Consider the following 22,977-nt stretch of genomic DNA (forward strand, 5'->3'; position numbering starts at 1 on the left):
AAAAAAATTTAACACTTCATACCAAAGTCTAAATAACTAGCTGTTTTTAATAACTTTTGGAACTTTTTGTATATCCCAAACGTCTAGTGCGAACTGAATAAAAGTCTCTACATCGCTCGGTGTATCGCACTTTTCATCAATCTGCCCAAGCCTAACCATCGCCTTTTTAAGTTGTTTAATGATTTCCAATGGTTCTGTTGGCAAGGCGCACGCAAAGGTCTGTTTCGATAGTTTTTGTCCATCAGCGGCTAACACCAACGGCAAATGAGCATATTTCAGCAGAGGGTAGTCCTGTGTGAGCTGCAGTGCTCGCTGTTTATGCGTTTCATCAAGCAGATCTGACCCTCTAACAATGTCAGTCACTCCCTGTTCATAGTCATCCAGTACGACTGCAAGCTGATAAGCAACAATGCCATCACGACGGTAGAGAATGAAATCACCAACCCCTTCTGAAGGAGTCGGCTGAGAGCCTTGAAGGAGGTCATCAAACCCTGAACATTGCTCCACTTTAAATCGGACTGCGGTTGGCTCTTTATTGGCAGGGTGCAGCAAACAGTACCGATCGTAATGCGGTAAGGCGTGCCGACTCTTTAAGTCCGTTCGGCTACAACCACAGCGATATGCCTGCCCTTGAGCGATGAGCGACTGAAAGAGATCAGTGTAGCGATCGATTCGGTCAGTTTGACGCATGACCGTTTTATCCCAATGGAGACCGTAGGCTTCTAGCGCTTCAAGAATCGCCTTTTCATGCGCCTGCTGACAGCGTGGTTGATCAAGATCCTCTATTCGGACTAGCCAAAGTCCATGATGCTTTTTAGCTTCTAGGTAACTGGCCAGCGCGGTTAGCAGTGAGCCTTCGTGAAGAGGGCCTGTTGGAGAGGGGGCGAATCGACCAATGTAGTTCATTGTATGAATATAAAGGACATAAAAAAGCGCGGTACAAACCGCGCTTCTATTATTTGCCTGTCTGCTTTTCTTTTATCTCTGCAAGCGTCTTGCAGTCGATACAGAGAGTTGCCGTTGGTCGAGCTTCGAGTCGGCGAATACCGATCTCTACACCGCAGGCTTCACAATAGCCGAAATCGTCTTCATCGATTGACTCGAGTGCTTTATCGATCTTGCGAATCAGCTTGCGCTCACGATCTCGTGTGCGAAGTTCAAGGCTGAACTCCTCTTCCTGGCTGGCACGATCGGCAGGGTCAGCAAAGTTGCTAGCCTCTTCCTTAAGGTGGTTGATGGTCATATCGACCTCTTCCATCAGTTCGCGCTTCCACTCTTTAAGAATAAGTCGGAAGTGATCCTTCTGCGCATCGTTCATGTACTCTTCTGAGTCTTTGATGTCGTATGGCGCAATGTGAGTAAAAGATTCAGTATTACTGCTTGGCATAGTGTCTGCCTCGTACCCTGTGATTGTATTATTGCTCTCGATTATTGGGTAATACGTTGGATCGAGAGAGTCCGTTTTTTAGTAAGTCAGCGAAGTTACCAGAACAGTATAAAGATGGCTAGTCTCTGTTGGTGTAACAAGTATACTGTGTCGATTCGATCGGGAGGTGATATGTCTAAGAGTTGGAGTCAGCGTTCGCAGTTAATTGAATCCTTTAAAGTGATGGATCTGCTTAAACACGCTCATGCGTTAGCCGATCAGGGGCGCTCTATCATCCATTTAGGGGCGGGCGAACCCGATTTTGGTGCGGCACCCCAGGTGATCGAGGAGGCAAAACGTCTGCTGGACACTACCCCTATGACCTACACACCGGCAGCAGGTATTTCGGCTCTTCGTGAAAAAATTGCAGCCTTTCACCAACAGCGTTACGGGCAGAAGATCGCCGCAGACAATGTGTTAGTCACAGCAGGTGCTTCAGCTGCACTGCAATTGACCTTTGCCCTGTTAGCCAATCGTGATCAAAAGATATTGATGGCCGATCCAGGCTACCCCTGTAATCGTCAATTTTTGCGCATAGTGGAGGCCCAAGCGGTCTCTATTCCCGTGGATCATGAACAGAACTACCAATTAACCGCTGAATTGGTTGAGCAGCATTGGGATGAACAGACTGCAGGCGTTCTTATTGCCTCGCCAGCTAACCCAACCGGAGCGGTCATCGATCCACAAGAGCTTGCCAATATTGCAGCAACGGTCTCTCGTTTAGGTGGCACCTTGGTTGTTGATGAGATCTACCACGGCCTAACCTACGGTGCAGAGACTCCCAGTGCCTTTAGCATCGATACAAACTGCATCGTGATCAACTCGTTTTCAAAATATTTCGGCATGACGGGCTGGCGCTTGGGTTGGTTGGTAGCGGATGCATCAGCGGTGGCTGAAATGGAGAAGATGGCACAAAATCTCTACATTTCTCCCACGACCTTGTCTCAGTATGCTGCGCTCAGAGCATTCGAACCTGATGCGATTGAACTGTTCGAGTTGCGAAGAGAGGAGTTGCAGCAGCGACGTGATCGCCTGTTAGAAGGGCTCAAGCGAATTGGTTTTAAAGTCCCTAGAACGCCAGCGGGTGCTTTTTATATCTATGCCGATGCTTCAGACTTGTGTGATGACAGCTTTAGTTGGTGCTGGGAGTTACTAGAGAGGGCGGGCGTGGTCGCGACGCCTGGTGCCGATTTTGGTGAGTATCAGGCGCACAAATTTGTTCGCTTCGCTTACACCACCTCTTTGGCCAATATCGATGAGGCGCTTAACCGAATTGAACAGTTTGTCAGCGACACTAGAGGTTAAATCGTTAACCTAATATTCCCGTCGATGATTTCAAAGGGGATCGCCTCTAACCGTTCACCTGGGCAGGGGCCCGCAATGCATTCACCCTCGTTTATCGTGAAAAGTGCGCCATGCGTGGCGCATTGGATGAACTGCTTTTCGACATCCAAGAAAGTGTCTGGTTGCCACTCTAGGCGAATTCCGCGATGGGGGCAGCTGTTTTTGAAAATTGAGAGTTGGTCGCCCTGTTTTACAACAAAAAGGGATAGGCCCTCCCGTTCAAAACCACGGCTTTCACCGTCGACTAAATCCGATACACTGCAGAGAATCATGGGTTACACCTAAAATTTTTCCAAATTTTAATGCTTTACAGAGAGAAACGGTATGCCTGTTCATCCCTTTAAACGTCACAAAGTCAGTGTCATTTTACAGGCCTATGACGTGGATCTGTTTGGCCATTTTTCTGAGTTAAGCCAGTCTCTCTCAAAGTTTAATCTTGATCCTGATATGAATGTTTCGTCTCTGCTTCTGCAGGCCGGTCACTCTTCGGGTGCTGATGAAGTCTTTTTCGAATCGCGCAGTGAAAGGGTAAAAACTCAGTTGTTACTCGAATCAATATTGCAGCGCCCCTTTAAAACGCTCTCGAGAGGAGAGAGGCAGCGTGTGCAGCTGGCCTGTGATTTGGTGAGTCGCCCCAATGAGCCCAGCCTAATATTAATTGAAGAGCCTTGCACTGCCATGGATGCGGAGTTTAAACGCCGGGCAGGGGAGCTACTTAGATCATTTAAAGAGGAGGGCTATGCGGTTGTTGTGACCCTTCAAGAGGCGAGTTTGGCTTCACGAATGGGGGATTACTTTTACTTACTTGGCACCCAAGACTCTGTTGTCGAGGGTGACCACTCTGTTCTAACGGTCGCTCACTTAAGGCAACTGTTCGAGGTGGAAGTCGAGAGTGCAGAGCCCACTGAGGAGGGTTATCCGCAGTTTACCGTCTCTGGTAGCAGCTTCTGATCAATCAAGTATTGAATGATCTTAAGGTGCGCATTCTCTTCGCTGGTATCGATGTGAAGGGCGATCTTCTCTTCCTCTTCACTTAATGGCTCAGCGACGCGTTTTTGCGCTTGCATCACTTCAATGGTGGCATCCGTTGGGTCTTCACGCTCTTCAGATCGTTTAGCCAGGCGCGCCTCGATGACCTTTTCTGGGGGTTCACAAGCGATGATTCGTGCTGGGCAGCCCAGCTCTTCGGCCAGTTGCAGAAACTGTCGACGTGAACGTTGGCGAATGTATGCGGCATCCAGAATCAGAGTCTGGCCCGCTTCTAACAGAATGCCAGAGACGCGCTTCATCTCTAGGAAAGTGCGCATATTCATGTCTGCACCGTACATCTCAAGGCTTTCACCTTCGCGAGACGCTTTGCGATAGATCTTTTTACGCTCAGCACTTGATCGTACACGAACACCGGAGATCAGCTCGGCTAATTTGCTAGAGATATGTGATTTACCGGAGCCGCTAATCCCCTGCATCATCACCAACATCGGTAGTGGCGCAGCCGCGTATTCGGCGGTCAGTTTAAGGTAGTGTTGGAACTCAGCAAGATTGGGTTTCTCGCCCAACATGGCGACTTTCGCTCGTACCATCGCGCGGTGCGCTTTGTAGTAGGGCAGTAGAATTAACCCTTCGTAATCGCCGGTGATCTCCATATAGCGGTTAAGACAACGGTTCGCCCAACGAGGGTGGCCGTTAGCCTCTAGGTCCATCAACAGGAAGCCAAGGTCCGACATCTTATCGATCCAACGGAACTCTAGGTTGAACTCAATGCAGTCAAACACGAGGAGTGAATCACCATCTAAGGTGATGTTGCCCAGGTGAAGATCACCGTGACACTCACGAATCGAGCCATCGAGCTTGCGACGACGCATTAAGGGTTCAAGCAGTTGGTAACGATCTTTAATGTGCTGCCAAAGACGGTCGAGCTCTTTGGCATCCTCTTCGGGAATAAGCGAACGATCGATGTCCCTGTAGTTATCTTCGGAAATGGCGGCAATGCTATCGGGTTCACCCCATGGACTTCCGGGGGCAACAATGGGTGCGCGCTGATGGAAGTCAGCAATTTTATCAGCCAGTTTATCGATCCAGTTGGGGTCGAATTTGTAGACGTTTAGTAGCTCGGAGAGCAGTAGCCCTGAAGCAAACTCACGCATTTTGACGGCGTATTCGATCGGCTCACCTGTCGCTCCAATCACTGGATCGCTCTCAGTACCGCCGATAGCCACAACTTCAATATAGGTATTTTCAGAAAGACGTTGATTGAGGCGAAGTTCCTCCTCACAAAAGTACTTTCGCTTCTCAAGTGTAGTAAAATCTAAAAATCCAAAGTTGACCGGCTTTTTGATTTTGTAGACGAACTCGCCGGTTCTGATAAGCCACGCGATGTGCGTCTCAATCACTTCAAACTCGCTCACCTCATGCGGGTAGCAAGCTGGATTGAGTAGATTGTTTACCAGCGTGGATTCCATAGTTCGACTAAACTGCCCTTACTAAACATAAGCTGGCCTAACGAAATACGCACCAGCGAGTCGAAGATTATACTGAGAAGATGACAAAAAAGAGACATCAATCTAAGCAAACCAAAGCAAAATCGAGCCGCAATTGGGCTAAATCGCTGTTTTGGTTTCTTTTTAAACTGGGCTTGGTCGCTACCGTTGTTGCTGCGGTGGGTCTGGTCTACCTCGATGCGCAGGTGCGTGAAAAGTTTGAAGGCAAACGCTGGTCGTTGCCGGCTAAGGTCTATGCACGCCCATTAGAACTCTACCCAGGCCAACGCTTGGACTCTGCTGCTTTGCAGCTTGAACTAAAAGCGCTGGGTTACAGTATTGGTAATCAGGTCAATCGCCCTGGCACAGCGCGAGTCAGTGCCAATCGAGCCGACATCTACACTCGTGGCTTTGATTTTCCTGAGGGCGCTGAACGATCAAAACGCGTCACCCTTAGCTTTCAGCAAGGCCAGATAGCCCGCCTGATGGATGCTAACAATCGCTCCATGACGTTGGCGCGTTTAGAACCGGTGCTGATAGGGGGGATCTACCCTGGTGATAATGAAGATCGTGAACTGGTGCGTATTCAAGATGTGCCCAGTCTACTGCCCCAGGCCCTAGTTGCCGTTGAAGATCGGGCCTTTTACGATCATTTCGGCATCTCTTTGAAAGGCATTGCCCGTGCGATGTGGGTCAATCTTCGTGCGGGTCGATTTGTTCAGGGGGGGAGTACCCTTACTCAGCAGTTGATCAAGAACTTCTACCTGACCTCTGAGAGAACCCTCTCGCGTAAATTGCTTGAACTGCCGATGGCGGTTCTGTTGGATCTTCACTACGAGAAAGATGAGATTCTTGAGGCCTATCTTAATGAGGTTTATCTGGGACAGGATGGCGCGCGTGCGATCCACGGTTTTGGTCAAGGTAGCCTCTTCTACTTCGGCCGTCCCGCCGCTGAACTCGAGCTGCATCACATTGCATTGCTAGCTGGGTTGGTTAAAGGGCCTTCTTATTATGATCCTCGGCGTCACCCAGAGAGAGCTCTAAAACGCCGTGATCTGGTACTGAAACTGCTGTTGGATCAAGCGATGATCAGCTCCAATCAGTATCAACGTGCGATACAACAACCGCTTGATGTCATTAAACGAGGCACCCGTTTAAAAGGGGCTTACCCAGCCTACCTCGATGTGGTTAAACGTCAGCTTCGACAGGAGTATCGCGAAGAGGATTTGAATTCTGAGGGGATTCGTATTTTTACAGCACTGGATCCTTTAGTGCAGCAGAATGCGGCTTCGGCGTTAAGTGAACGTATCGCGTTGTTAGAAAAACAGTACGGCAAAAAAGCACAGCCTCTGCAGGGCGCAACGGTGGTTACCGATCCGCAAACAGGAGAGTTGTTAGCGGTTATTGGTGGACGTAATGCCCGATTTGCTGGATTTAACCGGGCCTTGGATGCTCGCCGCCCGATTGGTTCCTTAGTTAAACCGGCCACCTTCTTGGCCGCGTTAGAGAAGGGGTACACCCTAACGACACTGATCGAAGACAGCGCCTTTCAGATGCAGCAGCCGGACGGGTCGGTATGGTCACCTGAGAACTTTGATGGCAAAGAGAAGGGTATGGTGCCCCTGTATGAGGCCATTTCGCGCTCCTACAATCTCTCCTCAGCACGCTTAGGTCTGGATATAGGAGTCGATTCGGTCATCGATATGTTGAAGCGACTAGGCGTTGATTCAGAGATCAAACCCTACCCATCGCTGCTATTGGGAGCGCTCAACTTGGCACCTATTGAAGTAGCGCAGGTCTATCAAACGCTAGCCGCGAATGGGTTCAGAATGCCGCTTCGCGCCATTCGTCGAGTCACCGATGCCTATGGGCAAGAGCTCTCTCGCTACCCCTTTAAGCTCAATCAAGTCGTTGATCCTAAACAGGTTCATCTGATTCACTACGCAATGCAATCGGTGGCTCGTGAGGGTACGGCTAGATCGCTCTACAGAACGCTTCCCAGCAACTTAAATGTGGCGGGTAAAACAGGGACATCTGATCAGCAGCGAGACAGTTGGTTTGCTGGATTTACCGGCAGCCGTTTAGCCGTTGTTTGGGTTGGCCGGGATGACAATGCGACCTTACCTTTTACTGGATCAGGCGGCGCATTAAAGGTGTGGACGGATCTGATGAAGAGAGAGCAGCCCGAACCCTATTTAGCTTTAAAACCTAGAGAGGTGGAGTACGTTTGGGTCGATGCATCTCAAAATGTTCAAACTGATCAGCAGTGTGAGGGGGCTCGTTCGGTTCCCTACATTCAGGGCACAGAACCGGTTCAACGTGTCAGCTGTGGTGGCAAACGCAAACCTGGGGAGGCGATTAAATCGCCATTAGACTGGTTCAAAGGTTGGTTTAATTAGATTTTCTGCAATCAACTGATTATTCTTAGTGCGTCTTAATCTTGAGAACATCGAGTCGGTTCATGAATCTGTACCAATCTTTATCCACTTCAGCTGTGCTGACCTTGCTGGTCGGTTGTGCAGGCCCAAGCCCTTACCTCACTCCGGTAGAGGAGCGTGATGTGTCGCCACGCAATGCAAAGGTTGCACCCGGCGCGGTTGTTCCGGTGGAACCCCGCGGTGATGTGAATGTTGCCCCCATCTACGATGTGCCGAACTTCGCACCAACTCAACCTTCACAACAACCCGCTCAAATTGCTCCCTCTGAGCCGCTCGCGATTGATGAAAGTTCCAACTCAGCAACAGTGTCGTTGCTCGCTGAAGCAAAACAGGCTGCGGATAGAGGTGATCTGGCAGCTGCTGAATCCCAAGTTGAACGCGCACTGCGTATCTCACCGCGCGATCCACAGGTCTATTTGCATTTAGCGTCTATTAAACGCCGCCAGCTGAATCTGATTCAGGCAGAGCAGGTTGCGCTAAGAGGTGTTGCCGTTGCAACGGGACTTCCCGATTATCAGCGCAAACTCTGGCGTGAGCTGGCACTGATTCGCGAACAAGCCGGCGATGCAGCTGGCGCCGCTGCTGCACGCGCAGAAGCTACTCGATAAGTTGGAGCGGTCTTATTAAGGCCGCGATTTTATTTGAATGACTTATCGGTTATGAGTGTTAAGCCCTAGCATTAACCGCCTTAAATCGCGTTCTTGTCGTATCACCCTAATTACGAAGACATTTTCTTTCTCGATTCTGTAGACGATGCGTGAGGGTGGAGTGATCACTTCCCTGTAGTTTTGTAATGGAAGCTCAGGTAAGCGGCGACCTGATTCAGGATATTGTTCCAGTCGCCTGACGCTAGACAGTATTCTCTGCACTAACTGCTTTGCTGCGGCTCTGTCACTAATAGCAACATACTCTGCTAATTCTGAAAGGTCATCGATCGCTTTTTCTGTCCAGATTAGCTTAGCCATTTGTCCAACTTGGCTTCTACTTCAGCTTGAGTATGAACTTTGCCTTCAGCAACGTCTTTTTCACCAAGCGCAATCGCTTCAAGCAAAGCCAATCGGTTTTGCATGTACTCGTAATCTTCTACGTCTACTAGGTAGGCCGAAGGCTGTCCATGTTCTGTAATCAAGATAGGCTCCTTGTTGACGTGCAACTCACTAAGAATTTTAGTCGCGTGCCTTTTAAGGTTGGTTACTAACTCTGTTTTCATAGATAACCCCTGAGTTTTAAGTGATACAATTGTATCACTTTATCTAAATGGAATTCATCTCAGGGGTAACTTAAGGGGGCTGACCTTTCGGTCTGACCCCCTTATCGAGTATCAATATCACTCACTATGCCAGGCAGTCGCTAAGGTGTTGTTGAGGGTGTTTCTATCCTCCAACGTCACCTCTTCTTCATCGAGTGCATCAAACTGGGCAATTGCATGAATGATGGCGTAGATATCAGCCATGTCAGCCCAGCCATCTTCAGTTTCTATCCTCTCAATGCCATCTTTATTAGCCGATTGAATAGTCACCTCGGTGCTGGAATCACGGTCTTTTATCAGTAGCGAATCATTGAGCATCTCCAACTGTAGACGCTCCCAATTGATGCCTTCCAATACAATCGTATCACTCCCACTGCTATCCACTATTTGGTCAGATCCATCATTCGCTCGAATAATGTAAGTATCATCGCCTTTTCCGCCCTCCAGCAGGTCATCCCCTTTACCGCCGGTTAACTGGTCATCGCCGTTGCCGCCCATAAGTGTATCTTGGCCACTCCCCCCAAAGAGATGATCCCTGCCGTTATCGCCTGATAGCTGATCGTCGCCAGACCCACCATAAAGTTGATCCGACTCGTTGCCACCAAACAGTTGATCGGAACCGCTGCCACCATGTAGACGATCTTCTCCCTGATCACCAAAGAGTTCGTCATCGCCGGAATCGCCATAGATGAGATCGTTGTTCTGATCTCCGTGGATAAGATCATTGCCGCCACCCCCGGAGATAGTATCCTCGCCACCATGACCACTGATGACATCAGCAGAGGCTAAGCCTTGGATATGATCATCGCCGTTGCTGGTCGCAAGGGTCTGTTGGGCAATGTCCGATAGATTCATCTGTTCACCGTTACTGAACTCAATCAATTTGATGGTGTCGAGTGATATCAGATCGCCATTAAAGAAGGATTTGACGGTAATTAGATCCCCCGGCTGCCCAGTTTCGATCAAAAGATCATCGTTGATGCGGCTGATATCGACCTGTTTTTTGCTAATAGTGGAATCGAACAGCACCCTATCGATGGAGTCACGATCGCGGTTGTTGATCACATCTTGACCGTGACCTCGGCTAAAGAGGTAGGAGTCTTTGCCTTTACCTCCTTGCAAAACGTCAGCACCTTCACCACCTACTAACAGGTCACCTCCTTGACCTCCTGATAAGTGATCATCTCCACGGTTACCCATTAAATGGTCATCACCACCGGCGCCCTCTAGGTATTCATTGGCCTCGTTTCCTAGCAACGCATCATCCCCCTCAAGTCCAAAGAGTCTATTGGAGTCGAGTGATTGGTAGAGGCTGTTAAGCTCAAAAATAGAGTGCTGTGTTGAAACCCCTTCCGAATTCACTAGCTCTATATTCTCAATCACATTGAGTGTAACAGCGCCTTGGTCATAGACTTGTTTAATGGTGATCTGGTCTCCCGTTAATTGACCGTTTTGGTCTGAGAATTGGATCAGTAGATCCTCTCCAGCTGTTCCAATGCGTCGAAGTGTTAGCTGATCAGATTGCTCTATTCCAACGATACGAATTGTGTCTCTTCCGGAATGTTCAATGAAGGTGTCTTGTCCATCCCCTTGAGTGAATAGGTAAAGATCATCTCCAGATCCACCGTAAAGTGTGTCATTACCTTGATTGCCTTGAAGTGTATCCGCCAGATCGGAACCGAATAAATAATCATCGCTGTTGCCGCCCTCTGTCGAAAAGTGAGTAATCACTTCTGTTAGCGTAAGCGCCATGCCATCATAAAAACGAAGGGTTTCAATGACGCCCTCCTGAAGGCTGCCATCAAAGTCGAATACGTTTTCTAACCGAATAGCAGCGCCACTTTTTGCGCCATCTTCATTCAGCAGATGAATATCGACGTGACTGATGCCCCGCTCAAACAAAAGGTTGCTGACTGAGATACCTTCGCCAAACAGAATTACATCCTCTCCTTGGCTGTCATAGATTTGATCAGAGCCATCCCCAATGCTGTAGCGGTACAGATCGTTCCCCTCACCACCAAAAAGTTGGTCATCGCCTAAACCACCGGTGATTAGATCATCAGCATTTGAGCCCGTCAGGGTCTCAGAAGCGTCTGTGCCCAAAATCTGTGAATCAATCAGCCAAGGGGCAAGAGAGGGATTCTCTTTCAAATCATCTATTACATCGTCATAAGCGGGCGACAGATTCGATAGCTGCTGCACTGTTTTGAAGAGTAAGTTGGCTTGTGACAGATCGTTTTGATCGATAAGGCTTTGCAGATGGGCTTCGAAGTTGGCGGTATCTGGAGCGAACTGACCGGTGCTTGAATCAAATTTAACCCCAATCAAATCAAAAGCCTCAGCATAGTGGGTTTGGGCGTTGAGCTGCCCTTCGACATAGTCGCTAAATGCTTTGAATTGTGCGATCAGAACCGGTGCCGCGCGGCCATGTGGGTTTGGGTCATGTTCACCCCAGCACCAGGTGCCAACATAGTCTTTAGCCGTTAACTCTTCTAACGCCTCAAGCTGTCGAGCATCCATGACGTGCCCATAAATGCGGCTTGGGTCGCGACTGTAGGGGTCGACGTCGGCTACCCCCGTCCACTGGTAGATGATCTCATTAACCAACGCAGATCGTGCAGCAGGGTCGGACTCTTGAATGAACTGGTCAACCATCGATTTGAGCTCTGTATTGTGTGCCATTACCTGTTGTAGGTTGGCCACATAACCCCAGCCCTTAATATCAGGGTAGTTGATTAGGTCATCAGCTGTTTGAGTGGAATCCTGATAGATGGATTGCGTTTCATCAGTTTGAAACCAGACATCGACCAGCTCATTGGAAGGGCTATTTGTATTTGCAAACGAGCTCGTTTGAATGAAGTGGTTGCCTTGTTGTTGCTGTGAATCTTCAGAGTAGTCCAGGTTGATCGATGTGATTCCGAGCTCTTCTAGAGTTTTCAGTTCAAACTCTTGAGTTTGTCCATCTAAATTGAGGTCTTGCCAGACTTTAAGCGCTTGGAAATCTCGATCAAACTCATCGATCACCCCATCGGAATTAGAGTCGTACTCTTTTAGAGCCTCAAACCCATTGGCGGCCTTGTCTCCGTTAGATAGCTGGGTGTTATTACCAAACAGCTCCGTTCCGTCATCGATTTTGCCATTATTATTCAGGTCGATGGCCAACACGCCATCATCAGGTGATACCCATCCAGTTTTTTCAGCAAAACCATCGCCAGCGTGGTCGAAATAGACACCTTGATCAATACCAATAGTTTCGACTCCGTCTCCGTCCAGATCTAAAACGAGTGGTGAGGTGATCGACTCTGCATTGGCGAAACTGGGTGCCTCAACATATTGATCGTTCGCTGCAAACTCCCAATCGTTCCAGGTGAGTTCCACATCAGGCTGATGCAAAAGCAGGTCGAAGATCGGATCTAATGTTCCCTTTTCAGCGAGATACTCGCCAAAGTCATCGGCAAGCGGATAGAGCGCCATCAATGGCACTAGAGCGGCAGTATGAGGACCGGGTACCAGTGAGGCGGCTGTGCCAACTAGTGCGATTGCATTTCCAAGTTCGAATTCACCTTGATCAAAATCCTCAAGGACCTCAGCAAGGGCTGTGGTAAAAGCAACGGTTCCAAACATACGCCCTAAAGTCATGCCCAATGGAGATATGCTGTCTGTAGTAGCGTCAATTGCAGCTGCAGTAATAGCAGCAAAAGCTGATAATTTTTCTAGTGTTGTAGATTCTTTAGAACTGAATATACCCACGTTTCGTTCATAGGTATGGGTGCTTACGGTTAGTGAAAGTGCGTCAACAAAACCTTCCTTGGCGATAGTCGTCATCTTTATATCCTTTTATTTATTAAATGCTTGAGTGATTGCGAGGATCCATAGGGCAATTCCGTATCCTGTTAGACCCAGTAATAGATAATGTGTAGTACTCATAGAAACCAGTTTCATTCGTGAAACTAGAGCTGTAATGATTGCTATGATTACTGTGTAACCGAAGTATTGGAAATATTCATTTTTTGGGATAAACAACATGAAAATAGTTAGAGTCCCAAAGAAGATTAGTTTTCCAAATAGTATTTGTTTAAGAGTGACCGGTTCTTCCTTAAACACATCATGTTCTTCTTCATTTTCCATTTAACGCTCCTCAATTGAGTCAGTTTTCATTCTTAGTAACGGTGAAAGTAGATATTCGATGATCCTCCTTTTGCCTGTTTTTAATTCCGCGCTGACGCTCATCCCGGGTTGCAGGGGGTGGGAATTGCCGTCGATTTCTAAGGTTTCTGAGAAGAGTTTAAGTTCTGCAGGAAAGAGTAAAACGCCTTGTTCATTTTGTTGTGCATCGGCGCCAAGGTGAACGATCTCAGCATCGATTACGCCGTATTTTGTGAACGAGAATGCATCCACTTTAATTTCGGCGCGTTGGCCTGTTTGTACAAAACCTACATCGCTGTTTTGCAACCAGGCTTCGACTCTTAATGATTGATTCAGTGGCACAAGATTCATTAGGGTCTCAGCGCTGGTAGCGATAGCGCCAACTGTAAATGCGTTGAGATCACTGACTATCCCGTCAATCGGTGCGCGAATGTTATGCTGCTCAATAAACCACTCTAATTGGGTGATATCGCCGTTAAGAACTCTGGCTGCCTCTTGCAGTCGAAGCAGCTCGTTCAACGTCTGCGCTTTGCTCTCTGCTTTAAATGCTTGGATCTGCTTTTGAATTGAAACGGCCTGGCTCAAGGTTGAAGCTACGTCCAGTTGTAACGCCCTTACGCTAGCTTCCACTTCAATAAGCCGTTGGCGTTGGGTAAGAAGGGCGCTGTTTGATGCAGCGCCGTTTTTAACCAATGACTCAATCGCTTCTGTTTCGGCCTCAACAATTGAGCGGAGTCGTGACATTGAATCGAGTTGCGTTTTAGCCTGTGAATGACTCAATTCTGAGCTGCGCAGTTGCGCGTTTAACTGTTCAATTTTTCGGGTATAACTCTCTATCTGTTCTGAGAAAAGCGCCTGTTGAGGGTTAGAGGATGACAGATACTTGACGTTGCCTTTCTCTAAATACTCAGCAAAGTGCCAGGTGCGTTCTATCTCGTGTTGCTTAAACTCATATTGCTCCAGCCTCTGTTGGAGTTGATTAAAGGGTTCCGTGGCATCCAGTTCAATGAGGGTTTCACCGGCTTGAACCTCATCACCATTGGTGATGTGGATGGCATCGATTTTCCCTGTGATAGACGATTGAACTCGTTTTGTTTGTCCAGTTGGAATGACTTTTCCAGATGCCCTTGCCACAATGTCGACCTCACCAATAGACGCCCAGGTGAGCCCTGACATCATCAGCAGGGCGATTAAGTAGGCAGTTACCCTCGGCCATTTCTTGGGTGGTCGCTCTTGAATCAGTAGCGCACCAGGTAAAAAATCGTGCAGCTCTTTTGATGTCAGCCTCATGCGATGGCCTCCTTAAATTCTGATGGTTGATCGGCCGATTGAAGACGAATCATTTCGGCGTAGCGGCCGTTTAATGTCATCAGCTCTTGATGGGTGCCAGACTCAGCTAACTCGCCTTGATCAAGTACAAGAATTCGATCGCAGTGTCTTACTGTGTTGAGGCGGTGAGCGACGGTGATGACGGTGCGCCCTTTGCAGATCAAGTGCATCTGCTGACGGATTTTCTCTTCTGAAATGTAATCGAGCGCGCTCGTTGCTTCGTCAAAAATCAGAATTTTTGGATTGCTGATCAGGGCTCTCGCTATCGCGATTCGCTGGCGCTGCCCCCCTGAGAGGTTGCTGCCACGCTCACCCGCCAAGGTGTCATAAGCAGCTGGAAGCTCAGTGATAAACTCGTGCGCACCGGCCAGTTTGGCGGCTTTGACAATGGTTTCTAGCGATTCACCGGGTGTGCGTATCGCAATGTTGTCGCGCACACTTTTATTGAATAAAAAGCTCTCTTGTGGAACGACGCTGATATTGGATCTAAGCCAATCAGTGTTGACCTGTGCTAAATCAACACCATCAATGAGCACCTTTCCTAAGTTGGGTAGGTAAGTCCGTTGAATCAGCTTGGTCAGTGTGCTTTTGCCAGAGCCTGAAGCGCCGACAATACCGATCGATTCTCCGGCGTTGATCTCAAGGTTGATCCTATTCAGAACCGTGGGGCTATTCAGACTGTAGCGAAAACTGACGTGTTGAAAGGCAATGGAGCCTTGCAAGCTAGGGAGAGACGCTTGGCTTGTCTGAGCGTCAGACTCAGAGGGCGTATTGAGTATATCGCCGAGACGTTTCAAGGATATACCCGCTTGTTGGACGTCTTGCCAGAGTTGAACCAGTTTCAAAATGGGTGCGCTGACTCGACCCGCGATCATATTAAATGCAATCAATTCACCGATGGTTAACTGATTGTCCATGACCAGAAGGGCACCAAACCAGATAATTAACACCGTGGTGAACTTGCTAATAAACTGAGCAATTTGAGTCGCGATATTACCGAGGTTTTTAGCTTTGAAGCCGATGCTGGTCGCTTGGGCAATCTGCTTTTCCCAGCGTTGCTGCATCTTTGGCTCAAGCGCCATTGATTTAACGGTATCGATGCCCGTGATCGATTCAACCAGAAACGCTTGGTTTTCGGCACTGCGTTTGAAACTCTCATTTAAGCGATGGCGCAAAGTGGGTGTGATGAGTATAGATAACAGCAAGTAGCACGGAAGTGACCCAAGAACGATCCACGTGAGCGTAGGGCTAAACATCCAAAGCACAGCGATGAAGAGCAGAAGAAAGCTAAGATCAATCATCAGGGTCAATGCACCCCCAGTGATGAACTCCCTTAGTGTGTCTAGCTCTTTGATTCTCGCCACGGTATGCCCTACTTGGCGTGAATCGAAATAGGCTGCAGGTAAGCGCATGACATGGTTAAAAAGCTTAGCGCCAAGCTCCACGTCAATTCTGCTGGTGGTATGAACCATCAGGTAGTTGCGAACGATGCCCATCACCAATTCAAACATCAGCAGTGCAGCAAATCCGATGGCCAGAATATCCAGCGTAGTGAAGCCTCTATGCACCAGCACTTTGTCCATAACGATTTGAAAGAAAAAGGGCGTGGCTAGGGCAAATAGCTGAAGGAATACAGAAATTATGATGGCTTCGGTAAAAATCCCTTTGTGTTTAATCAGGGAAGGAATAAACCATTTCAGATCAAATCGGCGATCATAACCTAGGGTTTCTCGCTCTTTAATGAAAATAATTCTGTTATCCCAGAGCTGATCAAACTCTGCCAAATTGAGTTTTCTGGGTGTGGTCTCGCCGGGCTTGATGACTAAGCAGAACCAATCCTGCCCATTTTGATTAACGCGAAGAAGGGTGAGGTATTGCCCATCGGACATAGGTGCTGCAACGGGCATAAATTCATTGTGTAAGTCACTGATTTTACAGTTTCTTATCCCTGCTTTTAGGTTAAGTGAGTTTAGCGCTCTTATGAAATCCGTTTCTGTCAGTGTGGATTTGGATGTTTGCCATTGATGGCGCAACTGCTCTGTATCGCAAGCTTTATGTCTAAGCTTGGCTAATGTCGTAATGCTGTATATGGCTGATTCAAATGAATTCACAATAACTATCCCTCCGTGGACACCTCATTAAGGTTTAGCAGAGGATTTGAAAATGTGCGTAATTTTTTTGTTTTTTATTCCACTAGTTAGTCTTAGATTTGCGATGGCCATCATTTTTTAGAAAAAAACGACAAATTTTTTTAGTTTTTTAAAATCTACCTGAAAGTCACTATCCATAGGGGTTTGAGAGAGATGTTGCTCTGGGTTTTTGTTAAAAAATCGAACTTTTTTAAACTTTTTTTCATTTTTTATTACGCAAAAATTTAAATCTTGTTCTATACCTATATACATCCCCGACGGAATGGGGATAACGAGAGAGATCTCGAATCGGTTTTCCACCTAACCAATCCATCCAGCATAGTGGATTAGTTAGTGAGCTCCCCCTTCGCTCCTGAGAGCTGATTGAAATCGACATGTTGATCGATCAAGGATGATCCGATGCATGCAAATACCCAAAGGGATTTGGGTTTGGAGAGGGATCTTCGGCAATTGCCAAAATCTGATGCGCCGCGAAAAGAGGGAGTTTTTCAATGCGCATCAACCATATATTTAACCGTGTTATGAGGGCGGTTAAGGGTGCCGCAGGATGGGCACAGCAGGGAGGGATCCCTGAACGATAGACTCTGACTCTGTAGTGTTCCCTAGCAGGCACTACAGTTTTACAGGAATGAGTCCCTTCGATTGAGTCTGTCGTTTAATGTCCAGTGATGTGATCGGCTAAGGATGGCAATGATGCATTACACTCAAACCTCAACGGAGTGAGGTTTGGAGAGGGATCTCAAGTTTCGACTAATATCTGTTGCGTGGCGAGAAAAGGGAGTTTTTCAAAGCGCACACTATTTTGATTTAGTTACCTAGGTAGCTAAAGGAGCCAAAGGAGTGGCTCACATGGGAGTGATCCCAGTAAAGTGAACTGCAATGGAGTGTTGTTTGCTTTACAAACACTTCAAAGGATTGAAGTGATGAGAGGGATCTCAGGCAAATGCCAAAAATCTTACGCGCCGCGAGAAGATGGAATTTCTCAAGGCGCGTTCTTTTTTGTTTATAATGCTTTAAGAATAGTTCTTGAGACAAAGTCATGTACAGCTGGTTCGTCATTCAATCAAAGCCTGGTCAATTGTTTAAAGCCCAATTTGAGCTTGAACAGCAAGGTTTTGAAACCTACCTGCCGCTGCTTAAAACTGAGCAAATCAAACAAGGAAAGCGAACTGAAATAGAGACACCGCTTTTTCCAGGTTATCTATTCATTTACCTCTCCAAAGAAGAGAGTAATTGGCGCCCTATTCGATCTACACGAGGCGTGGCTAAGCTGATTAACTTTGGAAATGAGCCAGCTATCGTGCCAACGGCTGTCGTTAACGCCATTCGAGCTCAGTTAAGGCACATCGATTCTGAAAAGCAGTTCAGCAAAGACGATAAGGTTTCTATCAATGAGGGGCCATTTAAAGACCTGCAAGCAGTGTTTTTAGAATACGACGGTGAACAAAGAGCGTTTGTCTTGCTCGAGTTATTGGGGCGTTGGCAGAAGATGTCCGTAGAGCTTTCGGCTCTTAGTTAGAGGCCGTAACCTCCCAAATCGGCGTACACTCCTCAATTTGAAGTTCGGCTGGGTTTACGTTATCGACCCAACTCTGCAGGTACCTTAATGTCGTTGTCTCTTTTCGCCATCCGCCACGCAGCATAATCTTCTCTAACGGCACGCCTGCATTCAACATATCCAGAGCAGCGCCTACTCGAAACGAGTGGCCGCTTAAGTGTGGCAGATCTCTACGCCTAGCCCTATATTGCAGATCGACCAGAATAATATTAATGGATGCCGGGTTGAGTTTGTCACCCAAGGTTTTGTTGTCTTTGCGGATGGATCGCAGAATACGCCCCTCTGTAGCACCGATTCGACGCTTCCATTTATTTATCTTGGTTGCTAGTAGATCGCTTATAGGGATGAGTTTGCCATCGCCCAACTGATCGGTTTTAGAGCGTTTAAGGTTTAACGCAAAGTGACCGTTTGGAAGTGTCTTTAAGTCCTCGAAACAGAATGAACAGATCTCTGAGGAGCGGCGCATGGTCTCATAACCGATTCTAAGCAGAAGTTCATTGCGCCGACCGGCTAGAGAGGAGTCACATTTTTTTAAAAGTTGCTCTAAAAGATCGAGTGTCAGCGGGTGCGCCTGTTTCTGCTGCCTACCGATTTTTCGATGCATCTTTTTCAGAGCAATTTTAACTTCTGGTGTTTTGGTAGGACTACCAAAGCCAGAGAAAAAGCAGATGGATCCCAACGTGTCTATACGGCGTCGAATCGTTGCACTCTTCTGACGTTCGGACATATCGGCGATGTAGGCTGCTAGATCTGAAGCTTTAGGGGGTAGAGGATCTAAACCATTGGATATTGCCCAGTTAGCAAAGTGCTTAAAGTCACTGCGATACGCTTTGAGGGTGTTTTCAGCAAAGGCACCATCGAGTTGTGCCATCAAATCATCTAAAAATTGTTTTACGTCCATCACTTACCTCCCTGTATCGTGATGTTTTAAGTGTAGACGCAAAGTGTGGATACTGTTTTAAAAAGTTCATAGATAAAAATGTATCAAAAATTTATCAAAAACACTATATTGTAAAAAATATGAAACAAAAATGGTGTTTTAAGTGGACGCTGAAAATATTGGGATAGCAATAAAGCAAGAACGAAAACGCTTGAACGTAACCGCTGAAGCATTGTCAGGTGCTTCGGGTATTTCAAGAGTTACATTGCATCGAATTGAGAAAGGTGAGGGAGCATCAAGCTTGAATAGCTATCTCGCTGTAGTCGATGCGTTAAATCTTGAGCTAACGTTAGCCGAGAAAGTAAAAGAGGGGTCTCGCCAGCTCAATCCAGATGACTTTATCCCTGTCATCATTCGACTTAAAGACTATCCAGAACTTAAAAAGCTCTCTTGGCATATAACGGGTAGAGACTACCTAAAACCTTTCGAAGCACATGCCATTTACGAAAGGAACTCCCGTCACTTTGATGAAAATGAAATGGCAGAATCAGAAAAGTTATTGATGGCAAATTTAAATAGAGCGTTTTCATGAAGACTTGCGATTACAATTTTAAAAGACCCCACCATCAACTTATTGCTAAGGTGCTTGAGGCGATTAATACAGATCTCTTTGATATGAGTGAGTGCTTTTTTGGTGGAGGAACGGCAATCGCCCTTGCTTATGGGGAATACCGAGAATCTATTGATATAGATTTTGTGGTCTCTAGCAAGGAAGGTTATCGCGCATTGCGAGAGGTAGCGAAAGGACACCAAGTGGGATTGGGTCTGTTTAAAGAGCACCAAGAAGGGTTAGCTATAGATCGAATGCGTATGGATCAGTATGGAATACGTATGGTGGTGAGTATTAACGAAAGTGCATTGATAAAATTTGAAATAGTGAATGAGGGTAGAGTAGAGATTCAAAAGCCTGGTGTAGTCTCGAGGATATGTGGAGTATCCATATTGAGTAGGCTTGATATGGCGACTACAAAATTACTTGCTAATTCAGATCGTTGGGCGGATCGCGCGGTTTATTCTAGGGATATTATTGATTTATCGATGTTGGGACTATCAAAGAAAGAGCTTGGTCAGGCCATCTCCAAAGCTGAAACAGCCTATGGATCCTCAATTATGCAAGATTTGAAAAAGTCACTTACCTACCTAACTGAAACACCGAAACGACTCGATCAATGTATGGAGGCAATGAGTATCGATCTCCCTAGAGCTGTGCTATGGCAAAAATTGAAAAAGTTAGAGCGAGATTCCGCTAATTGTTTGTAACATCTTATAGGTAATTCGGTTCCTGAGTGCCTTATTAAAGTCTGCATATTAGATCGATATAACTAACAATGCTTTGTAAAGGTATTGCAACATTGTTAGTCTATGTTCATAGATTGAACGAACGTTTTAAATGTAACCGCACTGTGGCAAGCAGGGGCGGTAGCGTGCCTAAATGACCCAAAACAGCGATACCCTTGAATACGATTACCGGGTTCTTCAGTTAATAGAAGAGCGCCCAGATATTTCACAGCGCGAACTGGCTTCGCAGCTGGGGGTGAGTGTGGGTAAAACCAACTACGTATTGTCTGCACTCATAGTGCGTGGCCTGGTTAAAGCGGAAAACTTCAAGCGTTCAAATAACAAATCCGGTTACTTGTACCTTCTGACTCCCAAAGGCATTTCAGATAAAGGGGTTATTACTGCGCGATTCTTAAAACGGAAGGTGGAAGAGTACGAGCGTTTAAAGGCTGAAATAGCGGACATTCAATCAAGAATCGAAGAGTGAGTGTTGAGAACTAAAAATCAAAATTGGGTACGAGGTGTTGCTTTAGAGTGGTTTTTCCCTGGGCAAAACCATGAGATGCACATTCGACAAAACATCGCTTTCGCATCTATAATGACGCATATTAAGTGATTATATGGTGTCTATTATGGATATAACTAAAGATATTCGACCGCTAACTGAATTTAAGCGAGATACGGCTAACTTTGTAAGTCATTTAAAAGATAGCGGTCGACCTTCCATCTTAACCGTGAATGGAAAGCCTGCCCTTGTGGTTATGGATGCAGATGCTTGGCAAGAAGCACAGGATCAACTTGAATACGCGCAAAGTGTGGCAGGAATTCGTAAAGGCCTATCTCAAGCCCTAGATGGTGACGGACTTGAGGCGAGTGACTTTTTTGCGACGTTAAAATGAAGCATTACGCTGTCGTTATTACGCCATTTGCTGGGGAAAACATTCTTGAGGCTTTCAGGTGGTATCAGCTTGAAAATCCTGTTTATGCCGCGAAATGGAAAAGTGGCCTTGAGGAAAAAATTCTAAGCCTGGAGATATTTCCTGAATCGCATCCTTTGGCGCCTGAAAACTCCGAGTTCGAAGAAGAAATCCGACAATTACTGTATGGAAAAGCAAGCCGTTGGAGAGTTCTTTTTACTGTTATAAATTCCAAGGTTTACGTTCTCCATGTGCGACATGGTCAAAGAGATTATTGGCGACCTAGTGTTAGATAGTTTTAACCGATTGGTTGAAAAGTTTTGTCGCTAAGCCCCTAATGAGTGCGCGATACGTGGCCCTTATCGAAAGCTAATCTAGGTTTGAATATAGAGGCTTAACTATTCAAAACTACCCTAAGATTGCCCTAAGTTTTGAGCAAGGTTACAGCAAGGGTTTTAGGTTGTTGGGTTTTCTCAATGAGTCGTACATATGTTTGACTATGTTTGTAGGAACCTCCTCGAAGAGGTGGTGACAAAGTTTTAAGGAAATAAGTTTAGTGAAAATAGCGGTAGCGGGAACTGGGTACGTAGGGTTATCCAACGCCGTGCTTCTGGCACAGTATAATGAAGTCGTTGCCCTTGATATTGTTCAATCCAAAGTGGATATGATCAATGCCAAGCAGTCACCAATTGAAGATAAAGAAATTCAAGAATTCCTGGACGAGCGATTTCTGCGTTTAACGGCCACTACAAATTCAGTCGAAGCATATAAAGATGCTGATTTTGTAATCATATCGACGCCGACGGATTATGATCCTGAAACTAATTACTTCAACACCAGTAGCGTTGAATCAGTAATCAAAGATGTAATGCAAATTAATCCGGATGCAGTAATGGTGATTAAATCAACTATTCCTGTCGGGTTTACAGTCGAAGCTCGAGAACGATTTGGTACTGAGAATGTAATATTCTCGCCAGAGTTTCTGCGTGAGGGTAAGGCGCTTTATGACAACCTTCACCCATCAAGAATTGTTGTGGGTGAGCGGTCGGAGCGCGCAGAGGTGTTTGCAAAGTTGCTTCGTGATGGAGCAATTAAAGAAGAGATTTCAATTCTTTATACTGACTCTACCGAAGCCGAAGCGATAAAGTTGTTTGCTAATACATATTTGGCTATGCGAGTAGCTTTCTTTAATGAACTAGATACCTATGCAGCCACGCATGATTTGGATACTAAGCAAATTATTGATGGTATTAGTTTAGATCCACGTATCGGAAATCATTACAACAACCCGAGCTTCGGTTATGGCGGATACTGCCTGCCGAAGGATACTAAACAGTTGTTGGCTAACTACGCAGATGTACCATCAAACATCATCCGAGCTATCGTAGATTCGAACACCACGCGGAAGGATTTCGTGGCTGATTCCATTATCGCCAAACGACCGAGGGTGGTTGGTGTTTATCGCCTGGTGATGAAAACGGGCTCGGACAACTTCCGGGCTTCGGCGATTCAAGGGGTAATGAAGCGTATCAAGGCGAAGGGCATCGAAGTCGTTATCTATGAGCCTTCATTCGACGGTGATGAATTCTTTAATTCAAAAGTAATTCGGGATTTGGAGGAATTTAAAGCCGTAAGTGACGTGATTGTTGCGAATCGTAGGTCTGATTCGCTTAGCGATGTCCCTGACAAAGTATACACACGAGACCTATTCGGCTCGGACTAGGA

Annotated in this window: 22 protein-coding genes; 11 read left to right on the forward strand and 11 right to left on the reverse strand. The window is 46.7% G+C overall.

What is annotated here, in order from left to right:
• Nucleotides 1-36 precede the first annotated feature (36 nt).
• On the reverse strand, nt 37-906 hold the full coding sequence (gene gluQRS / locus XMA127_RS01340) for a tRNA glutamyl-Q(34) synthetase GluQRS (protein WP_173494996.1): 870 nt from the start codon (nt 904-906) through the stop codon (nt 37-39).
• A 49-nt stretch (nt 907-955) separates the two neighbouring features.
• Nucleotides 956-1,387 carry an RNA polymerase-binding protein DksA gene (dksA, locus tag XMA127_RS01345; RefSeq protein ID WP_173480256.1) on the reverse strand — a complete coding sequence of 144 codons (432 nt, stop codon included), beginning with the start codon at nt 1,385-1,387 and terminating at the stop codon, nt 956-958.
• Nucleotides 1,388-1,558: 171 nt separating this feature from the next.
• On the opposite strand from dksA, the gene XMA127_RS01350 reads away from it, so the two are divergent.
• Nucleotides 1,559-2,731 (forward strand): aminotransferase class I/II-fold pyridoxal phosphate-dependent enzyme, encoded by a 1,173-nt coding sequence (locus tag XMA127_RS01350; protein WP_173480257.1) that lies wholly within the window; start codon nt 1,559-1,561, stop codon nt 2,729-2,731.
• Here the strand turns inward: XMA127_RS01350 and XMA127_RS01355 are convergent.
• Nucleotides 2,728-3,042, reverse strand: coding sequence for a Rieske 2Fe-2S domain-containing protein (locus XMA127_RS01355; RefSeq protein WP_173480258.1), 315 nt, complete (start codon nt 3,040-3,042; stop codon nt 2,728-2,730). The two genes, XMA127_RS01350 and XMA127_RS01355, sit on opposite strands and share 4 nt — an antisense overlap.
• A gap of 52 nt (nt 3,043-3,094) precedes the next feature.
• Between XMA127_RS01355 and XMA127_RS01360 the strand changes: the two genes are divergently transcribed.
• Nucleotides 3,095-3,721: a hypothetical protein gene (locus XMA127_RS01360; protein WP_173483794.1), complete on the forward strand. Its 627-nt coding sequence runs from the start codon at nt 3,095-3,097 to the stop codon at nt 3,719-3,721.
• Here the strand turns inward: XMA127_RS01360 and XMA127_RS01365 are convergent.
• Entirely contained in the window at nt 3,685-5,229 is a 1,545-nt protein-coding gene (locus XMA127_RS01365; RefSeq protein ID WP_173483795.1) for a bifunctional aminoglycoside phosphotransferase/ATP-binding protein, read from the reverse strand. The genes XMA127_RS01360 and XMA127_RS01365 overlap by 37 nt on opposite strands.
• An 80-nt stretch (nt 5,230-5,309) precedes the next feature.
• Here XMA127_RS01365 and mrcB point away from each other — a divergent pair, with 80 nt between their 5' ends.
• Complete coding sequence (gene mrcB / locus XMA127_RS01370; RefSeq protein ID WP_173498843.1) at nt 5,310-7,646, forward strand: penicillin-binding protein 1B; 2,337 nt, start codon at nt 5,310-5,312, stop codon at nt 7,644-7,646.
• 62 nt (nt 7,647-7,708) lie between these two features.
• Nucleotides 7,709-8,293: a type IV pilus biogenesis/stability protein PilW gene (locus tag XMA127_RS01375; RefSeq protein ID WP_173494997.1), complete on the forward strand. Its 585-nt coding sequence runs from the start codon at nt 7,709-7,711 to the stop codon at nt 8,291-8,293.
• Nucleotides 8,294-8,335: 42 nt separating this feature from the next.
• On the opposite strand, the gene XMA127_RS01380 is transcribed toward XMA127_RS01375, so the two are convergent.
• The 6 genes from XMA127_RS01380 to XMA127_RS01405 all read right to left on the reverse strand — a co-directional run bounded on the left by XMA127_RS01380 (nt 8,336) and on the right by XMA127_RS01405 (nt 16,520).
• Nucleotides 8,336-8,650 (reverse strand): type II toxin-antitoxin system RelE/ParE family toxin, encoded by a 315-nt coding sequence (locus XMA127_RS01380; protein ID WP_173494998.1) that lies wholly within the window; start codon nt 8,648-8,650, stop codon nt 8,336-8,338.
• On the reverse strand, nt 8,638-8,895 hold the full coding sequence (locus tag XMA127_RS01385; protein ID WP_173480264.1) for a type II toxin-antitoxin system Phd/YefM family antitoxin: 258 nt from the start codon (nt 8,893-8,895) through the stop codon (nt 8,638-8,640). The genes XMA127_RS01380 and XMA127_RS01385 overlap by 13 nt, the downstream gene beginning before the upstream one ends.
• Nucleotides 8,896-9,012: 117 nt before the next feature.
• Nucleotides 9,013-12,759 (reverse strand): calcium-binding protein, encoded by a 3,747-nt coding sequence (locus XMA127_RS11985; RefSeq protein WP_173498844.1) that lies wholly within the window; start codon nt 12,757-12,759, stop codon nt 9,013-9,015.
• Between the two features lie 12 nt (nt 12,760-12,771).
• On the reverse strand, nt 12,772-13,062 hold the full coding sequence (locus XMA127_RS01395; RefSeq protein WP_173480266.1) for a hypothetical protein: 291 nt from the start codon (nt 13,060-13,062) through the stop codon (nt 12,772-12,774).
• On the reverse strand, nt 13,063-14,370 hold the full coding sequence (locus XMA127_RS01400) for an HlyD family type I secretion periplasmic adaptor subunit (protein ID WP_173498845.1): 1,308 nt from the start codon (nt 14,368-14,370) through the stop codon (nt 13,063-13,065).
• Entirely contained in the window at nt 14,367-16,520 is a 2,154-nt protein-coding gene (locus XMA127_RS01405; protein ID WP_371731492.1) for a type I secretion system permease/ATPase, read from the reverse strand. Before XMA127_RS01405 ends, XMA127_RS01400 begins: the two co-directional genes overlap by 4 nt.
• 1,078 nt (nt 16,521-17,598) lie before the next feature.
• Here XMA127_RS01405 and rfaH point away from each other — a divergent pair.
• Nucleotides 17,599-18,078, forward strand: coding sequence for a transcription/translation regulatory transformer protein RfaH (gene rfaH / locus XMA127_RS01410; protein WP_173498846.1), 480 nt, complete (start codon nt 17,599-17,601; stop codon nt 18,076-18,078).
• On the opposite strand, the gene XMA127_RS01415 is transcribed toward rfaH, so the two are convergent.
• Complete coding sequence (locus XMA127_RS01415) at nt 18,071-19,018, reverse strand: tyrosine-type recombinase/integrase (protein WP_173498847.1); 948 nt, start codon at nt 19,016-19,018, stop codon at nt 18,071-18,073. The genes rfaH and XMA127_RS01415 overlap by 8 nt on opposite strands.
• A 142-nt stretch (nt 19,019-19,160) precedes the next feature.
• On the opposite strand from XMA127_RS01415, the gene XMA127_RS01420 reads away from it, so the two are divergent.
• From XMA127_RS01420 to XMA127_RS01445, 6 genes are all read left to right on the forward strand, one after another.
• Nucleotides 19,161-19,589, forward strand: a complete 429-nt coding sequence (locus tag XMA127_RS01420) for a helix-turn-helix domain-containing protein (RefSeq protein WP_173480272.1) — start codon at nt 19,161-19,163, stop codon at nt 19,587-19,589.
• Nucleotides 19,586-20,317 (forward strand): nucleotidyl transferase AbiEii/AbiGii toxin family protein, encoded by a 732-nt coding sequence (locus XMA127_RS01425; RefSeq protein WP_173480273.1) that lies wholly within the window; start codon nt 19,586-19,588, stop codon nt 20,315-20,317. Before XMA127_RS01420 ends, XMA127_RS01425 begins: the two co-directional genes overlap by 4 nt.
• A 172-nt stretch (nt 20,318-20,489) precedes the next feature.
• Nucleotides 20,490-20,822, forward strand: coding sequence for a MarR family EPS-associated transcriptional regulator (locus XMA127_RS01430; RefSeq protein ID WP_173495002.1), 333 nt, complete (start codon nt 20,490-20,492; stop codon nt 20,820-20,822).
• Nucleotides 20,823-20,967: 145 nt separating this feature from the next.
• Nucleotides 20,968-21,234, forward strand: coding sequence for a type II toxin-antitoxin system Phd/YefM family antitoxin (locus tag XMA127_RS01435; protein WP_173480275.1), 267 nt, complete (start codon nt 20,968-20,970; stop codon nt 21,232-21,234).
• Nucleotides 21,231-21,548, forward strand: coding sequence for a type II toxin-antitoxin system RelE/ParE family toxin (locus XMA127_RS01440; RefSeq protein WP_173480276.1), 318 nt, complete (start codon nt 21,231-21,233; stop codon nt 21,546-21,548). The genes XMA127_RS01435 and XMA127_RS01440 overlap by 4 nt, the downstream gene beginning before the upstream one ends.
• 260 nt (nt 21,549-21,808) lie before the next feature.
• On the forward strand, nt 21,809-22,975 hold the full coding sequence (locus XMA127_RS01445) for a nucleotide sugar dehydrogenase (protein WP_173498848.1): 1,167 nt from the start codon (nt 21,809-21,811) through the stop codon (nt 22,973-22,975).
• Nucleotides 22,976-22,977: the final 2 nt, after the last annotated feature.

This window comes from Marinobacterium sp. xm-a-127 (assembly GCF_013283425.1).
GTDB lineage: Bacteria > Pseudomonadota > Gammaproteobacteria > Pseudomonadales > Balneatricaceae > Marinobacterium_E.

Bases quoted from the DNA above. Each gene is read 5' to 3' on its own strand.
- gluQRS (WP_173494996.1), bottom strand. From the start codon at position 906: ATGAACTACATTGGTCGATTCGCCCCCTCTCCAACAGGCCCTCTTCAC.
- XMA127_RS01375 (WP_173494997.1), top strand. From the start codon at position 7,709: ATGAATCTGTACCAATCTTTATCCACTTCAGCTGTGCTGACCTTGCTG.
- rfaH (WP_173498846.1), top strand. From the start codon at position 17,599: ATGTACAGCTGGTTCGTCATTCAATCAAAGCCTGGTCAATTGTTTAAA.
- XMA127_RS01365 (WP_173483795.1), bottom strand. From the start codon at position 5,229: ATGGAATCCACGCTGGTAAACAATCTACTCAATCCAGCTTGCTACCCG.
- XMA127_RS01425 (WP_173480273.1), top strand. From the start codon at position 19,586: ATGAAGACTTGCGATTACAATTTTAAAAGACCCCACCATCAACTTATT.
- XMA127_RS01430 (WP_173495002.1), top strand. From the start codon at position 20,490: ATGACCCAAAACAGCGATACCCTTGAATACGATTACCGGGTTCTTCAG.
- dksA (WP_173480256.1), bottom strand. From the start codon at position 1,387: ATGCCAAGCAGTAATACTGAATCTTTTACTCACATTGCGCCATACGAC.
- XMA127_RS01350 (WP_173480257.1), top strand. From the start codon at position 1,559: ATGTCTAAGAGTTGGAGTCAGCGTTCGCAGTTAATTGAATCCTTTAAA.
- XMA127_RS01435 (WP_173480275.1), top strand. From the start codon at position 20,968: ATGGATATAACTAAAGATATTCGACCGCTAACTGAATTTAAGCGAGAT.
- XMA127_RS01385 (WP_173480264.1), bottom strand. From the start codon at position 8,895: ATGAAAACAGAGTTAGTAACCAACCTTAAAAGGCACGCGACTAAAATT.
- XMA127_RS01415 (WP_173498847.1), bottom strand. From the start codon at position 19,018: ATGGACGTAAAACAATTTTTAGATGATTTGATGGCACAACTCGATGGT.
- mrcB (WP_173498843.1), top strand. From the start codon at position 5,310: ATGACAAAAAAGAGACATCAATCTAAGCAAACCAAAGCAAAATCGAGC.
- XMA127_RS01360 (WP_173483794.1), top strand. From the start codon at position 3,095: ATGCCTGTTCATCCCTTTAAACGTCACAAAGTCAGTGTCATTTTACAG.
- XMA127_RS01355 (WP_173480258.1), bottom strand. From the start codon at position 3,042: ATGATTCTCTGCAGTGTATCGGATTTAGTCGACGGTGAAAGCCGTGGT.
- XMA127_RS01400 (WP_173498845.1), bottom strand. From the start codon at position 14,370: ATGAGGCTGACATCAAAAGAGCTGCACGATTTTTTACCTGGTGCGCTA.
- XMA127_RS01395 (WP_173480266.1), bottom strand. From the start codon at position 13,062: ATGGAAAATGAAGAAGAACATGATGTGTTTAAGGAAGAACCGGTCACT.
- XMA127_RS11985 (WP_173498844.1), bottom strand. From the start codon at position 12,759: ATGACGACTATCGCCAAGGAAGGTTTTGTTGACGCACTTTCACTAACC.
- XMA127_RS01440 (WP_173480276.1), top strand. From the start codon at position 21,231: ATGAAGCATTACGCTGTCGTTATTACGCCATTTGCTGGGGAAAACATT.
- XMA127_RS01380 (WP_173494998.1), bottom strand. From the start codon at position 8,650: ATGGCTAAGCTAATCTGGACAGAAAAAGCGATCGATGACCTTTCAGAA.